The following is a 14,432-nucleotide window of genomic DNA, read 5'->3' as shown; positions in this document are numbered from 1 at the left end:
TGTCGTCGACCGGGATCGAGCCATCGGCCACGCCGCCCCCCTCCGTCGCCATCGGCGAAGGCGCCGCGAGGGCACGACGATCGGCAGGCGGGAACAACGGGCGAGCGAGCCTCGCCGGGCTTGCTATAATCGGCGGCGACTCGACACGTGAACCCAGCCCATGCCCGTCCGCGCCCTGCCCCAGATCCTGATCGACCGCATCGCCGCCGGCGAGGTGGTCGAACGGCCGGCGAGCGCCGTCAAGGAGCTGGTCGAGAACGCCGTCGACGCCGGCGCCACGCGCATCGAGGTGGTGACGGCCGGCGGCGGGCAGCGGCTGATCCGCATCGTCGACGACGGCTGCGGCATGAGCCCCGAGGATCTGGCCCTGGCGGTCGAGCGCCACGCCACGTCCAAGCTGCCGACCGAGGATCTGCTCGCCATCGCCACGCTCGGCTTTCGCGGCGAAGCACTGCCCTCGATCGCCTCGGTGTCGCGCCTTGCCATCGCCACGCGGGCTGCCGGCGCGGCCCACGGCGTCGCCATCGCCATCGACGCCGGCGTCAAGGGCCCCGTGAAGCCGGCCGCGCTGACCGCCGGCACCCGCGTCGAGGTCACCGACCTGTTCTATGCCACGCCGGCGCGCCTGAAATTCCTCAAGACCGAGCGTACCGAGGCAGCCGCCATCGCCGACGTGGTCAAGCGCCTGGCCATGGCCCATCCCGACATCGCCTTCACCCTGGCCGGCGAGGACCACCAGCCCGTCACCTATGCGGCGACCGGCGATCTCACCCAGCGCCTCGCCGCCGTGATCGGCGCCGATTTTGCCGACAATGCCGTGGCGATCGATGCGGAGCGCGAGAAGGTGCGCCTCACCGGCCGGATCGGCCTGCCGACCTTCAACCGCGGCACCGGCCAGCATCAATATCTGTTCGTCAACGGCCGGCCGGTGCGCGACAAGCTGCTGCTCGGCGCGGTGCGTGGCGCTTATGCCGACCACCTGCCGCGCGACCGCTTTCCCGTGCTGGCCCTGTTCGTCGACCTGCCGCCGCGCGAGGTCGACGTCAATGTCCATCCGGCCAAGGCCGAGGTGCGATTCCGCGACGGCGGCCTGGTGCGCGGCCTGATCGTCTCGGCCATCCGTACCGCTCTCGAGCTCCACTCAAGCCGCGCCGCCAGCACCAACGGCGCGGCCGCGCTCGGCCTGCTCGGCCGCAGCGCCGCCCCGGCCGGCGGCCATCCGGCCTCCACGGCTCGCGACTGGGACTGGCGCACCTCGCCGGCGGCCCCGGCCGCCCCGGCAAGAGCCTGGGGCTTGCGCGAAAGCGAACAGGCCGCGTTCGAGAGCCTCGCCGGCCCCTCGGCCGATACCCGGGCCCATGCGGCGGCGCCGGAGCCGGATGCGCTCGACCGGCCGCTCGGCGCGGCGCGCGCCCAATTGCACGAGACCTACATCCTGGCCCAGACCCGCGACGGCGTCATCCTGGTCGACCAGCACGCGGCGCATGAACGCCTGGTCTATGAGCGGCTGAAGCGCGAGCGCGCCAGCGCCGGCGTCGCCTCGCAGATGCTGCTGATCCCCGAAGTGGTCGACATCGATCCAGCCGATGTGGAGCGGCTCGCGGCCAGGGCGGACGACCTCGCCAGTCTCGGCCTGGTGCTGGAGCCGTTCGGTCCGGGGGCCGTGCTGGTGCGCGCCATGCCGGCGGCGCTCGGCGACACCGACCCCGGCCGGCTGGTGCGCGACCTTGCCGACGGCTTCGCGGAATGGGGCTCGGAGATCGTGCTGGAGCGTCGGCTCGACCATGTCGCCGCGACCATGGCCTGCCATGGCTCGGTCCGGGCCGGGCGCCGCCTGCTGCCGGCGGAGATGAATGCGCTGCTGCGCGAGATGGAAGCAACGCCCAATTCCGGCCAGTGCAACCATGGCCGGCCGACCTATGTCTCGCTGAAGCTCGCCGACCTCGAGGCGCTGTTCGGCCGGCGATGACGCGCCGTCCCCCCGAACATCGTGCCCGTCGCCGGCCTATGAGACGGAACTCCGGGCCCCGCCGCCCGTTGTCCGGTAGGAGACCTTTTAAGGGTGGGCTGCCATGACGTCCCTTCTGAAGACCTTCGCTCCCCTGGCCGCGATCGGCCTGATGTCGGTGCTCGCGGCGCAGAACGGACGATTGCGCGAGAGCGTGCAGCGAAGCAGCCGCGAGAGCACCGCGCCGGCGCCGATCAGGCTCGCGAGAGCCGGCGGCGGTCGGCCGGCCGGACCGGAATCGATGACGTTCCCACCCTCGGAGTGGGACACCGTCGACGAAGCATCCGACGAATCATTTCCCGCCAGCGATCCGCCGGCGCGCTATTGAGCGCCGGACACGGGAAGAGCTGACCCGCCGCACGTCCTCACGCAAAGGCCCCTCCAGTCAAGGAGAAGGCCCGCAGCGTCCTGTCCCGCGGCAATCCGCATCCGGGCGATGCCCCGGGGGCGTCAGTCGCGGAAGATCTTCTGGTACCAGGCCTTCTTGGCGTTCTCCTCCGCCTCGGAGGCCAACGGCTCGTCGCCCGTGAGCGGCGCGGCGGCGGAGGGGGTGCGCATGCCCTTCGGCGGCTCGATCAGCGAACGCCTGACCGGTTCGACGCCGGGAGCCAGCGGCTCGGTCGAACGGCCGAGCGCCGTCTTGCGGTTCAGTTCCCGAGGGTTGAGCGCCTTCGACTGGTGATCATAGTCAAATTGGGCCTGCGTCGGCGAGCGTTTGTCGCGGCTGGGGCCCTCGCGCACGCCGGCGGCCATTTCCTCCGGCGAGAGAAGATCGCTGGAGCTGCTGGCCGGCCCCCGGGTCATGCCCTCGCGCAAACTGGCGCGCTTCTTCTGGTCGGGGTCCTTCGGCCAGGACGGATCGCCCTCCGCCGGTGAAACCGTCGGCTGGCGCATCTCGCGCTTGGGAGGGAGCACCAGCGGCGCTCGCTCGGAGTAGTTGATCGCCGGCTGGTCATCATCCATCCCGAGGATCTTGCTCAAGAAGTTGACGCCGATCTCCTGCGCCTGGGCGGTGCCCGAGAGCGAAGCCATCGTGGCCAGCGCACCGGCCGCGACCAAGGCTCGCAATGTCATCGTCCGCATATCCGTCCTCGAAAGCTGCAGGCGCCGCTCAAGCAACGCCCGGCCGCCCCTTGCCCATGAACGCTTCATACAGGAGGAGCGCCACCCCCGCAACGATGGCAACATCGGCGAGGTTGAACACGTACCAGCTGAAGGCGCCGACGTGGAAATGGAAGAAGTCGGCCACGGCGCCGTAGGCGGCACGGTCGATGGCGTTGCCGACGGCGCCGCCGATGATCAGGCCGAGCCCCGCCGCCTCGATCTGCGACCTGGTCCGGGCGAGCCAGATCCACAACAAGATGACCGCCACGGCCGAAAAGCCCACCAGGGCCCATTGTCCGGTGCTGCTTTCCTGCCGGAACAGGCCGTAGGAGACGCCGTAGTTCCAAACCAGCGTCATCTCGAAGAACGGCGTCACCTCGATCGCGGGCTGGTTGGCGGCGTCGAAGACGAACAGCATCGAGAGCTTGTGGATCTGGTCGACCACGGCGGCCGCGATCGCGACGGTAAGGCCGAGGCCGGTGAGCGGGCCGCGCAGGAAGGATGCCATCGGCCCGCTCACGCTGCTTCGAAACGCCGGCTCATGCCGCCTGCCATTCCCGCATCGCCCGCGCATCCCTGGCGGTGATGCCGGGATAGGCCGGATCGGCAGTGGCAGGATCGAAATATTTCCAGGAGCGGGCGCATTTGACGCCCTCGGCCTGGCGGGGCACCACCGCGACCCCGTCGACGCCGTCAAGCCGGAACGCCTCCGCCGGCCCCTCGCCGTCGGCGATCGTCAGGCCTGAGACGATGCAGACCTCGTCGAAGGGCACGCTCTCGATCACGGCGCGGGTGGCGGCATCGGCGACGTGCACCACCGGCGCGGCCTCCAGCGAGGAGCCGATGCGCTTGCCGGCGCGCTCCAGCTCCAGCGCGCCGGTGACGACGCGCCGCACCCGCTTGACCCCCTCCCACTTGGCCGCCAGCGTGTCGTCGCGCCACGCGGCCGGCACCGGCGGGAAAGTCTCAAGGTGCACCGAGGACGCCTCGCCGAAGCGCGAGGTCCAGGCCTCGTCCGCGGTGAAGGCCAGCACCGGCGCCAGCCAGGCGACGATGCAGTTGAACAGCTTGTCGACGACGCCGAGCGCGGCCCGGCGCTTCAGCGACGAGCGCGGGTCGCAATAGAGCGCATCCTTGCGGATGTCGAAATAGAAGGCCGAGAGCTCCGAGGTCATGAAGGCCGACACCGCCGCGACCACGCGCTTGTAGTCGTAGGCGGCATAGGCCTCGCGCACCAGGGCGTCGAGCTCGGCCAGGCGATGCAGCATCAGCCGCTCGAGCTCGAAGGCCTGCAGCTCCTCAGGCCCCACCTCCTCGTCGACGCGGTAATGCGCCAGCGTGCCCAGCATCCAGCGCAGGGTGTTGCGCAGCTTGCGGTAGGTCTCCTCGACGGTCTTGAGGATCTCCGGGCCGATGCGCTGATCGTCCCAATAGTCGGTCGTCGCCACCCACAGGCGCAGGATGTCGGCGCCGGAGCGCTTGATCACGTCCTGCGGCGCCACGGTGTTGCCGACGGACTTCGACATCTTGCGGCCCTGCTCGTCGAGCGTGAAGCCGTGGGTGACCACCACGTCGTAGGGCGCGCGGCCGCGGGTGCCGCAGCTCTCCAGCAGCGAGGAATGGAACCAGCCGCGATGCTGGTCCGAGCCCTCCAGATACATCACCGTGTCCTCGCCGCCGTCGACCTTGCGGCGCACGCCGGCAAGGCCCGGGAAGTGCACCGGGTCCTCCAGGGTGAAGGCGTGGGTGGAGCCTGAATCGAACCAGACGTCGAGGATGTCGTCGACCTTGCGCCACTCCGCCGGGTCATAGCCCTCGCCGAGGAAGCGCTCCGCCGCGCCCGGCTGGTACCAGGCGTCGGCGCCCTCGGCCTCGAAGGCCTCGAAGATGCGCCGGTTGACCGCCTCGTCCTTGAGGACGGTGCCGTCGGCCCGGGCGAAGACCGCGATCGGCACGCCCCAGGCGCGCTGGCGCGACACCACCCAGTCCGGCCGGTTGGCGATCATGCCGTTGATGCGGTTCTCGCCGCTCTCGGGCACCCATTGCGTCGCGGCGATGGCGGTCAGCGCCCGCGAACGCAGCGTGGTGCCGTCGCCGAGCGGCTTGTCCATGGCGATGAACCATTGCGGCGTGTTGCGGAAGATCACCGGCTTCCTCGAGCGCCAGCTGTGCGGGTACTGGTGCTTGAGCCGGCCACGCGCCACCAGGCGCCCGGCGGCGACCAGCGCCTCGATCACCGCCTTGTTGGCGTCGCCCGTCTCGCCCTTGTCTGTGATGACGCGCCGGGCATGGCCGCTGGCCGGGCCGAAGCCGGGCGCCTCGTCGGTGTAGAAGCCGTCGCCGTCGACGGTGTAGGGGATCCTGGCGTCGATGCCGCGTTCCGCCAGGGCGCGGCCGCTCGCCATCCAGATGTCGAAGTCCTCGCGGCCGTGGCCGGGCGCGGTGTGGACGAAGCCCGTGCCGGCATCGTCGGTGACGTGGTCTCCGTCGAGCAGCGGCACGTCGAACAGGTAGCCGCCGCCGAGGCCCCGCAGCGGATGGGCGCAGGTCAACGCCGCGAGATCGGCCGCGCCGACGTCGCGCAGGCGCTCGAACGCCTCGACCTTGGCGGCCTTGAACACGCCGTCGGCGAGCTTGTCGGCCAGCACATAGGTGCTGCCGACCCCGGCCCAATTGCTCTCCGGCGCCGCGGTGACGCGATAAAGGCCGTAGGCGACCCGCCCGGCATAGGAGATCGCCCGGTTGCCGGGGATGGTCCAGGGCGTTGTCGTCCAGATCACGACCGAAGCCCCGGCCAGGGCCGGGTCGGCCGAGGCGACCACCGGGAAGGCGACCCAGATCGTGTCGCTGGTATGGTCATGATACTCGATCTCGGCCTCGGCCAGCGAGGTCTTCTCCACCACGCTCCACATCACCGGCTTGGAGCCGCGATAGAGCTGGTCGGTCATGGCAAAGGTCATGAGTTCGCGCGCGATACGCGCCTCGGCCGGATAGGTCATGGTCAGGTAGGGATGGGCCCAGTCGCCTTCGACGCCGAGGCGCTTGAACTCCTCGCGCTGCACGTCGACCCAGTGCTCGGCGAAGGTCCGGCATTCCCGCCGGAACTCGACCAGCGGCACCTCGTCCTTGTTGCGACCCTTGGCGCGGTACTGCTCCTCGATCTTCCACTCGATCGGCAGGCCGTGGCAGTCCCAGCCCGGCACGTAATTGCTGTCGAAGCCGAGCATCTGCTGCGAGCGGGTGACGAGATCCTTCAGGATCTTGTTGAGCGCATGGCCGATATGGATGTTGCCGTTGGCATAGGGCGGGCCGTCATGCAGCAGGAATTTCGGCCGGCCGGCCGAGCTCTCGCGCAGCCGGCGATAAAGGTGGTTCTTCTGCCAGCGCGCCAGGATCTCCGGCTCCTTCTGCGGCAGGCCGCCGCGCATCGGGAAGGCGGTCTCGGGCAGGAACAGTGTTCTGGAATAGTCGAAGCCCTCTGCAACAGGGGCGTTTGAGGCGGTCATCGATGATCGTCCGTCGTGCGGATGGAAAAGGCAGCGCAAACCCGGGCCTTCCGCGGGGCTCAGGCGAGCCCGCGCGCGGAAGCCGGGACGGTAATTCGGGATATGCGCCGCAGAAAGGTCATGGGGCGCCTCATAGCAGGCGGAAGGGCCGTGATAAAGCGCCAATGGCACACGAGATCGCGAGGCCTCACTGCCGAGGCGACCGCGCCACCATCTCGCGTGCCAGGCGGGCATCCTCGTTCATCCGCGCCACAAGGTCATCGACGGAGGCGAACTTCTGCTCGCCGCGGATCCAGTCGACGAAGGCGATCTCGAGCATGCGGCCGTAGAGATCGCCCTGGAAATCGAACACGAAGGTCTCCAGGAGCGGCGCGCCGTTGTCGAAGGTCGGGCGGCGGCCGAAACTGGCGACGCCCGGGCGGACCACGCCATCGATGACGGCGCGCACCGCATAGATGCCGTGGCGCAGGCCGCATTCGGGCGCAAGCTGCATGTTGGCGGTCGGAAAGCCCAGGGCGCGGCCGCGCTTCTCGCCGTGCTGGACCTCGCCGAGCACCGACCATTCGCGTCCGAGCAGGCGGTTGGCCCCGGCGACATCCCCCTCGACCAGCCGCACCCGCACAGCGGAGGAGGAGATCGCCTGCCCTCCCTCCAGCAGCGGCGCGACGACGGCGATGTCGAGCCCGAGCGAGCGGCCGTGATGCACCAGGAATTCCGGCGTGCCGCGCCGGTCCTTGCCGAAATGGAAATCATAGCCGACGGCGATCGAATGGGCCTTCAGCCGCCCGACGACGAGCTCCTCCAGGAAGGCCTCCGCGGTGATCGCGGCGAAGGCGCGGTCGAAGCGCAGCGTCACCGCCGCGGCCAGGCCGGCCCGCTGCAGCAGCAGGAGCTTCATCGGCGGCGGCGTCAGGCGGAACAGCGGCTCGGACGGGCGGAACACCGTGCGTGGATGCGGCTCGAACGTCAGCGCCACGGCCGGGCGCCCCTTGGCCAGCGCCTCGGCCGCCTCGATCACCGCCAGGTGACCGCGATGGACCCCATCGAAATTGCCTATGGCAAAGGCGGCGCCGGTGAGATGCTCGGGGAGCGCGGCGGGATCGTCGAAAGTCTGGAAAGGCATGCCGGCCGTCTGGTTGCGAGAAGCGCGCCGCACCGTGACCGCCCCATGCGGCGGCGTCAAGGCACGGCCCGCGGCGGCGGCGCGCGGCCGGCAATCGAGGGCATGCACTCCCCGACGCTCCCGCCTCCCCGGCATCGGGGCGGTATCCGGCAGCCTCCAAATCCCGCCTGTTAACCCGATCTTCAAGGGGGAAGGGTAGCTTCGCGGCCGAATGAGGGGTGTGACACCCTGTCGAACCGGTGCGCACGAACACCTCTTGTCGCAACAGGGAGGCCGGGCGACACTTTTGCAAGTGTTGCACGGGGGCAGAACTATGGCGGTTGATCTTTCGATGCCGATCCTGGTGGTCGACGACTACCAGACGATGATTCGCATCATCCGGAATCTCCTCAAGCAGCTCGGCTTCGAGGACATCGACGACGCCTCCGACGGTTCGGCCGCGCTCGGCAAGCTCAAGGAACGCCGGTACGGGCTGGTGATCTCCGACTGGAACATGGAGCCGATGACCGGCTACGAACTGCTCAAGGAGGTCCGGGCCGACGACCAGTTGCGGTCCACCCCCTTCATCATGGTCACCGCCGAATCCAAGACCGAAAACGTCATCGCCGCCAAGAAGGCGGGCGTGAACAACTACATCGTCAAGCCCTTCAACGCGCAGACCCTGAAGTCGAAGATCGACGCGGTCTTCGGGGCCTGAGCGGATCGCCGCCACGGCGCAACGAGTCCCGAAAAGGACGGAGGGATCGAATGTCGGCAGCCGGCAATGCGCATTTCGAGAACATGCTCGCCTATCTGCGCGAACGGCGCGACACCGATGTCTCCCTGAGCGACGTGGTGACGCTGGCGGAGATCACGGCCGAAAGCTTCAACGCCTTCTTCCGGACCATGGACACGGCGATCTACGGCGAGCTGCGCGAGATCGCCGCCTATATCACGACGATGAAGGCCGAGATCGGCGCGCTGCAGGCCAACGACCTCAAGTCGCGGCGCATTCCCGCCGCCGGCCGCGAGCTCGACCTGATCGTGCAGTCGACCGCGGAGGCCACCAACGCCATCATGGGCTGCGCCGAGGCGATCATGGCCGCCGACGCCTCGGACCCGGCGGCCTACAAGGCCTTCGTCGACGAGCAGGCGATCCTGCTGTTCGAGGCCTGCTCCTTCCAGGACATCACCGGCCAGCGCGTGCGCAAGGTCGTCGACGCGCTGCAGCAGATCGAGGCGCGCGTCACCCGCTTCGCCCACGCGGTCAACGCCAAGGACGCGGCCGGCTATGCCGACGAGGCCGAGCGCCTGCGCGACGAACGCGCCAAGGCCTTGCTGCTGCATGGCCCGCAGCCCCGCGAAACCGTCTCCCAGGACGCGATCGACGCGCTGTTCCCGTAGCGTCTCACCAGACCAGCCGCGGCATCGCCGCATCGGGCGTCACCCCCTGGCCGGCGAGGAAGCTCGCCAGGGCCGCCTCGTCCAGGCTGGGACCGTGCCCGGCTTCGAGCGCATGGATGCCGCCGGTGACGAACAGCGCCCCGCAGCCGATCGCCGCGGCGCCGGCGAGATCGGTGCGCACGGAATCGCCGATCGCCAGCACCCGGCCGAGCGCGACGGGACGCTTGAGCAGCGACTCCACCACATCCCGCCCCGCGTCGTAGATCGGCTTGTGCGGCTTGCCGCAGGTGACGACCGGGCCGCCGAGCGCCTCGTAGGCATCGGCGATCGCACCGGCGCAATAGATGATCTTGCCGCCGCGCTCGACCACCAGGTCGGGGTTGGCGCAGATCAGCGGCACCTTGCGGGCGAGGAAGCGGCGCAGCATCGGCAAATAGGTCTCGGGCGTCTCGACCGTGTCGTCGAACAGGCCGGTGCAGACGATGACCTCGGCCTCCGCCTCTCCCGCAAAACGGATGTCGTAGCCGTCGAACAGCGGCCGGTCGCGCTCCGGGCCGAGATGGAACAGCGGCCTGCCGGCCTGCGCCGCCACATGGCTGCGCGTCACGTCGCCGGAGGTGACGATGGCGTCCCAGGCCTGGCGCGGCAGGCCGAGCCTGTCGAGCTGCGGCACCACGCTCTCGGAGGGACGCGGCGCGTTCGACACCAGCACCACCACGCGGCCCTGGCCGCGGAAGCCGATCAGCGCCTCGGCCACGTCCGGAAACAGGGCATGGCCATTGTGGATCACGCCCCAGATGTCGCAGAAGGCGGCGTCGTAGGAAGCCGCGATCTCGCGCAGGCCGGTGATGATGCGGGTTGAGGACATGGCTGGCTCGCAGGGAAGATTCGCGTGCCGGCGTCCGGCCGGCGGCCGCGGGCTTACCGTATTTCGGCGGCGAACGGAACGCCGGCGCGATGAAGAGATTTAGTCCCGCTGCCAGCCAGGAAACGTGAGTTTCGATTGAGCAAACACCGAATGACCTCGCCATCTCTGGCGAGGTCATAAGCGGCGATTGACCTTTGGGATGCCGAGCCCGCGCGAAGAGGTCATTTGCTTGCGAAAAGCGACCGCCTCTCGTTTTGCTACGGAATCTTCCGTAGTCTATCCTGCACATCAGCGCAAGAGGGAGGAATTGATGCAGCGCATTTTCGGCTTTGACATCGGCACAACTTCGATCGGTTGGGCGGTGGTCGAGCATGACGTTACAGGCGCAATCGGGCGCATTCTCGGCATGGGCACGAGAATCTTTCCGGAGGCCCGCGACCCCGACGGTACGCCGCTGAACCAGAACAGGCGCCAGAAGCGGCTCGTCCGTCGCCAGCTGCGGCGACGAAAGCGGCGCCGGCGCACGCTGAACGAACTTCTGGCCGAGGCCGGCCTGCTGCCACCTTTCAGCAAAGATAAGAATTCTGTGTGGGCGAACGCCATGAAGATTCCCCCGCTCTCGCTACGCAAGCGGGGTCTGGCCGAAAGGCTTGAACCGCACGAGCTTGGCCGAGCCCTCTACCATCTGGCTCGGCTGCGCCACTACAAGGGCCGGGAGATCGAGGAAAGCGACACGCCCGAAGAGGCTGAAACGGCTGATGAGAAAGCGGCGAAGTCCGCAAGGGACGTGACGATCCAGGCCCTGAGGGCCAGCGGCCAAACCCTGGGACAGATGCTTGCCGACCGCGCACCGGCCAGAGGCGATATCCCAAAGCAACAGACACGCCGCGTCCACGCGCTACGCTCACACGTCGACATCGAATTCAGCCGTCTGACGGAGGCGCAGGCTCAGTATCATCCCATCTTGCGCGATCCCGCGTTCGCGGATCGGCTGCGCGACACGATCTTTACCCAGAAGCCGGTCTTCTGGCGCAAGAGTACGTTGGGGCAGTGCCGCTTCATTCCAGGCGCCGAGTTGTGCCCCAAGGGTTCGTGGCTCTCGCAACAGCGTCGGATGCTGGAGAAGCTCAACAATCTCGCCGTGGTCGGCGGCAATATGCGCCCGCTGGACGATGAAGAGCGCGTAGCGATCCTCGACAAGCTGCAAACGCAGGCGTCGATGACATGGGCTGGCGTCCGCGCCGCGCTCAAGCCGCTCTACAGACGGCGCGGCGAACCGGGCGAGGAGAAGGCGCTGCACTTCAATCTCGAACTCGGAGGTGAGGCGAAGCTCATCGGCAATAACGTCGAGGCCCAGCTCGCTACTATCTTCGGCAGCAAATGGGCCGATCATCCCCGCAAACAGGAAATCCGAGACGCCATCCACCAGCGCCTGTGGAAGGCGGACTATGGCGAGATAGGCACGCAGCGTGTGGTGATCCGACGCGAATCAGAACGGAGCGCAGAGCGCACGAAAGCCGCCGCGGACTTCCTCCGCGATTTCGGCGCCACGCTGAGCGAGGCGAAAGCGCTGAGCGAACTCAAGCTTCCGTCTGGTTGGGAGCCTTATTCCATTGAGGCTATCGAGCTTTTTCTGCCCAAGCTGGAGGAAGGCACGCGCTTTGGCGCGTTGATCGCCTCGCCCGAATGGGAGGATTGGCGGCAGACCAATTTCCCGCACCGGGAACATCCCACCGGCGAATTTCTCGACAGGCTGCCCAGCCCCGCTGATGCGGAAGAGCGGAAACGTCTCGCCGCGATCCGCAACCCCACCGTCGTCCGCACGCAGAATGAATTGCGCAAGGTGGTCAACAATCTGATCGGCGCATATGGCAAGCCCGATCTGATCCGCGTCGAGCTGGCGCGGGAGGTCGGCCTGTCAAAGCGCGAGCGCGAGGAAAGGCTGAGCGGCCTGCGCAAGCAGGAGAAGCGCCGCAAGGACGCTGCCTCCGATCTGCAGTCCAAGGGGATCGCTGATCCTTCACGCAACGACATTGAAAAATGGATGCTGTGGAAGGAAGGACAGGAACGCTGCCCCTATACCGGCGACCAGATCAGCTTTGATACGCTGTTCCGCAACAACGAGTACCAAGTTGAGCATATCTGGCCGCTTTCACGCTCGCTTGATGACAGCTTCCGCAACAAGACGCTCTGCCGCCGCGACGTGAACATCAAAAAGGGCAACCGGACGCCATTTGAGTTTTATCAGGGCTGGCCTGACGAATGGTCCGCGGTCACCAATCGGCTCAAAGGCATGATTGCGGGCAAGGGCGCGCCGGGAATGTCGCTAGGCAAGGTGAAGCGCTTCATCGCCGAAGCCATGCCGGACGATTTTGCCAGTCGCCAGCTCAACGACACCGGTTATGCCGCCCGACAGATCATGGCTCAGCTCAAACGCCTGTGGCCCGATGTCGGGCCGGAGGCGCCCGTAAAAGTGCAGGCGGTCACCGGCCGGGTGACGGCACAATTGCGGGATCTGTGGGGATTGAACAACATCCTGTCGGACAGCGGTAAAAAGACCCGATCCGATCATCGCCATCACGCGGTCGACGCGCTTCCCGTCGCCTGTACCGATCCGGGCATGACGAATCGCCTATCCCGCTATTGGCAACAGAAGGACGATCCACGTGCGCAACGGCCGCATCTGCCGCCGCCTTGGCCAGGGATACGCGCGGAAGCAGAGCGAATTGTAGCCGGCATCGTCGTGTCGCACCGCGTGCGGAAAAAAGTGTCTGGGCCTCTACATAAGGAAACAGTCTATGGCGACACCCGAGAAGACGTAACAACAAGCAACGGCTCCTATCGGAAATTTGTAACTACAAAAAATCTCGACAAGCTGTCCAAAGGCGAGATCAACGATATTCGTGACCCGAAAATTCGTCAGATCGTCAGCGATTGGGTTGCCGCACGTGGAGGAGAGCCGAAGAAAGCGTTCGCCACATTTCCACAAGCAAGTGAACAGGGCCCCGAAATCCGCAAAGTACGGCTGACGCTGCCAATGAAATGGCGCGCCGTGGCGGCGGTAACGACTGGTCATGCTGCAACGGGCAACAATCATCACATAGCCATTTATCGTGGGATCGACGGCACGGTCGAAAGTGAGGTGATCAGCCTCTTTGAAGCTGTCAGGCGCATTAGTCGTTGGGAACCGGTCACAAGGAAGATTTCAGGCTCCGGTGCTCACCTGCTGATGTCTCTGTGCCTGGGAGATACATTCGTGATCCCAGAGGGAGACAGGGCGGGCTATTGGACCGTGAAGACCATCGCCGCCAATGGTCAGATCTTCTGCAAATCGCTGAACGATGCCGACACCTCTGCAAGCGGCCTTTGGGGGCCAAGCCCGACACCTCTCGTCAGGCTCAATCCTCAAAAGCTCTCAGTCGATCCCATCGGCCGCGTCCGGTCTGCCAATGACTGAGCGCAGCCGAGCCATTCGCAAGACGGTCGAGTTCTCGACCCCCGGTACGCGGCTTTCAGTCGCGTACCGGCAACTTGTCGTGGAGCGCCCCGAGCTTCCAAAGGTTACGCTCCCTATCGAAGATCTGGGGGTCGTGATCGTTGATGACGTGCGCGCCACCTATACCCAGGCCGCATTCCTCGAGTTGCTCGAAGCCGGCGCGACAGTGATGCTCGCCGGCCGGGATCACCTCCCGGCCGGAATGATGCTGCCCCTTGACGCACATCACGTGCAGACTGAGCGGCACCGCGCCCAAGTGGAGGCAGGATTGCCGGTCAAGAAGCGTGTCTGGCAGTCAATCGTCAGCGCCAAGATCGCACAGCAAGGCGAAGTGCTCCGGCATTTCACCGGAGACCATTCCGGCCTTACGCCGATGGCACGGCGCGTCCGCTCCGGCGATCCAGACAATATGGAGGCGCAGGCGGCGCAACGTTACTGGCCGCGGCTGTTCGGCAAGGATTTCCGCCGTGACCGCAACGCCGAAGGCATCAACGCCCTGCTCAACTACGGTTACGCCGTGATCCGCGCCGCCGTCGCCCGCGCTGTCGTTGCAGCGGGCCTCATTCCCTCATTGGGTGTGTTCCACCGCCACCGCTCCAACCCCTTCTGCCTCGCGGACGACCTGCTCGAGGTCTATCGGCCATTCGTTGACTGGCGCGTAAAGGTGCTTGTCAGCGAAAATGGCGGTGTGGCGCCGTCGGTCAGCGAGAAATCATCGCGCGCCGCATTGCTCTCCTTATTCAATGAAACCGTGATCGTCAGCGGTCGGCGCAATCCGATGCTGCTTGCCATAGACTTGAGCGCGGCGTCGCTTTGCCGAGCCCTAACTGGGGGCGAACGCGCGCTGGCCTTCCCGGAAGGCTTGCCGCTCGATCCCGACCTTCTCGAGTATGAAGGGGATGGTTGATGGTTCACGCCCGGCCCGTACCACAGATGCCTTGGGG

General features: G+C 67.0%; 11 protein-coding genes. 6 read left to right on the top strand and 5 right to left on the bottom strand.

All coding sequences use genetic code 11. From position 1 onward, the window contains the following. Positions 1-160: 160 nt before the first annotated feature. Together mutL and AC27L4_RS02690 are read left to right on the top strand one after the other, a co-directional pair. On the top strand, positions 161-1,969 hold the full coding sequence (mutL, locus tag AC27L4_RS02695) for a DNA mismatch repair endonuclease MutL (protein WP_487140408.1): 1,809 nt from the start codon (positions 161-163) through the stop codon (positions 1,967-1,969). Between the two features lie 103 nt (positions 1,970-2,072). Next, on the top strand, positions 2,073-2,336 hold the full coding sequence (locus AC27L4_RS02690; RefSeq protein WP_487140407.1) for a hypothetical protein: 264 nt from the start codon (positions 2,073-2,075) through the stop codon (positions 2,334-2,336). Between the two features lie 122 nt (positions 2,337-2,458). On the opposite strand, the gene AC27L4_RS02685 is transcribed toward AC27L4_RS02690, so the two are convergent. The 4 genes from AC27L4_RS02685 to AC27L4_RS02670 all read right to left on the bottom strand — a co-directional run bounded on the left by AC27L4_RS02685 (position 2,459) and on the right by AC27L4_RS02670 (position 7,741). Next, a complete protein-coding gene (locus AC27L4_RS02685; RefSeq protein ID WP_487140406.1) occupies positions 2,459-3,082 on the bottom strand; it encodes a hypothetical protein in 624 nt (207 codons plus the stop codon). A 37-nt stretch (positions 3,083-3,119) separates the two neighbouring features. After that, positions 3,120-3,620: a signal peptidase II gene (gene lspA / locus AC27L4_RS02680; RefSeq protein ID WP_487140405.1), complete on the bottom strand. Its 501-nt coding sequence runs from the start codon at positions 3,618-3,620 to the stop codon at positions 3,120-3,122. Between the two features lie 31 nt (positions 3,621-3,651). After that, complete coding sequence (ileS, locus tag AC27L4_RS02675; RefSeq protein WP_487140404.1) at positions 3,652-6,618, bottom strand: isoleucine--tRNA ligase; 2,967 nt, start codon at positions 6,616-6,618, stop codon at positions 3,652-3,654. 187 nt (positions 6,619-6,805) lie between these two features. Then, positions 6,806-7,741 carry a bifunctional riboflavin kinase/FAD synthetase gene (locus AC27L4_RS02670; protein ID WP_487140403.1) on the bottom strand — a complete coding sequence of 312 codons (936 nt, stop codon included), beginning with the start codon at positions 7,739-7,741 and terminating at the stop codon, positions 6,806-6,808. 313 nt (positions 7,742-8,054) lie between these two features. Between AC27L4_RS02670 and AC27L4_RS02665 the strand changes: the two genes are divergently transcribed. Both AC27L4_RS02665 and AC27L4_RS02660 read left to right on the top strand, forming a co-directional pair. After that, positions 8,055-8,438: a response regulator gene (locus AC27L4_RS02665; RefSeq protein WP_487140402.1), complete on the top strand. Its 384-nt coding sequence runs from the start codon at positions 8,055-8,057 to the stop codon at positions 8,436-8,438. 50 nt (positions 8,439-8,488) lie between these two features. Beyond that, positions 8,489-9,124, top strand: a complete 636-nt coding sequence (locus tag AC27L4_RS02660) for a protein phosphatase CheZ (protein ID WP_487140401.1) — start codon at positions 8,489-8,491, stop codon at positions 9,122-9,124. 4 nt (positions 9,125-9,128) lie between these two features. Here the strand turns inward: AC27L4_RS02660 and AC27L4_RS02655 are convergent, their stop codons facing one another. Next, a complete protein-coding gene (locus AC27L4_RS02655; RefSeq protein WP_487140400.1) occupies positions 9,129-9,992 on the bottom strand; it encodes a TIGR01459 family HAD-type hydrolase in 864 nt (287 codons plus the stop codon). A 310-nt stretch (positions 9,993-10,302) separates the two neighbouring features. Here AC27L4_RS02655 and cas9 point away from each other — a divergent pair, with 310 nt between their 5' ends. Together cas9 and cas1 are read left to right on the top strand one after the other, a co-directional pair. Further along, positions 10,303-13,449 carry a type II CRISPR RNA-guided endonuclease Cas9 gene (gene cas9 / locus AC27L4_RS02650; RefSeq protein WP_487140399.1) on the top strand — a complete coding sequence of 1,049 codons (3,147 nt, stop codon included), beginning with the start codon at positions 10,303-10,305 and terminating at the stop codon, positions 13,447-13,449. Further along, the gene (gene cas1, locus AC27L4_RS02645) at positions 13,442-14,395 is read left to right on the top strand and encodes a type II CRISPR-associated endonuclease Cas1 (RefSeq protein WP_487140398.1); all 954 of its coding nucleotides are present in this window, start codon (positions 13,442-13,444) and stop codon (positions 14,393-14,395) included. The genes cas9 and cas1 overlap by 8 nt, the downstream gene beginning before the upstream one ends. Positions 14,396-14,432: the final 37 nt, after the last annotated feature.

The sequence above is a fragment of the Labrys sp. Lb11 genome, assembly GCF_057554225.1.
The sequence above is the reverse complement of the archived record's forward strand: the minus strand, read 5'-3'. Positions and strand labels throughout refer to the sequence as shown.

What these genes read in the sequence shown, in the direction of transcription:
- cas1 (WP_487140398.1), top strand. Translation starts at nt 13,442, where the DNA reads ATGACTGAGCGCAGCCGAGCCATTCGCAAGACGGTCGAGTTCTCGACC.
- AC27L4_RS02655 (WP_487140400.1), bottom strand. Translation starts at nt 9,992, where the DNA reads ATGTCCTCAACCCGCATCATCACCGGCCTGCGCGAGATCGCGGCTTCC.
- AC27L4_RS02670 (WP_487140403.1), bottom strand. Translation starts at nt 7,741, where the DNA reads ATGCCTTTCCAGACTTTCGACGATCCCGCCGCGCTCCCCGAGCATCTC.
- lspA (WP_487140405.1), bottom strand. Translation starts at nt 3,620, where the DNA reads ATGGCATCCTTCCTGCGCGGCCCGCTCACCGGCCTCGGCCTTACCGTC.
- AC27L4_RS02690 (WP_487140407.1), top strand. Translation starts at nt 2,073, where the DNA reads ATGACGTCCCTTCTGAAGACCTTCGCTCCCCTGGCCGCGATCGGCCTG.
- ileS (WP_487140404.1), bottom strand. Translation starts at nt 6,618, where the DNA reads ATGACCGCCTCAAACGCCCCTGTTGCAGAGGGCTTCGACTATTCCAGA.
- cas9 (WP_487140399.1), top strand. Translation starts at nt 10,303, where the DNA reads ATGCAGCGCATTTTCGGCTTTGACATCGGCACAACTTCGATCGGTTGG.
- mutL (WP_487140408.1), top strand. Translation starts at nt 161, where the DNA reads ATGCCCGTCCGCGCCCTGCCCCAGATCCTGATCGACCGCATCGCCGCC.
- AC27L4_RS02685 (WP_487140406.1), bottom strand. Translation starts at nt 3,082, where the DNA reads ATGACATTGCGAGCCTTGGTCGCGGCCGGTGCGCTGGCCACGATGGCT.
- AC27L4_RS02660 (WP_487140401.1), top strand. Translation starts at nt 8,489, where the DNA reads ATGTCGGCAGCCGGCAATGCGCATTTCGAGAACATGCTCGCCTATCTG.
- AC27L4_RS02665 (WP_487140402.1), top strand. Translation starts at nt 8,055, where the DNA reads ATGGCGGTTGATCTTTCGATGCCGATCCTGGTGGTCGACGACTACCAG.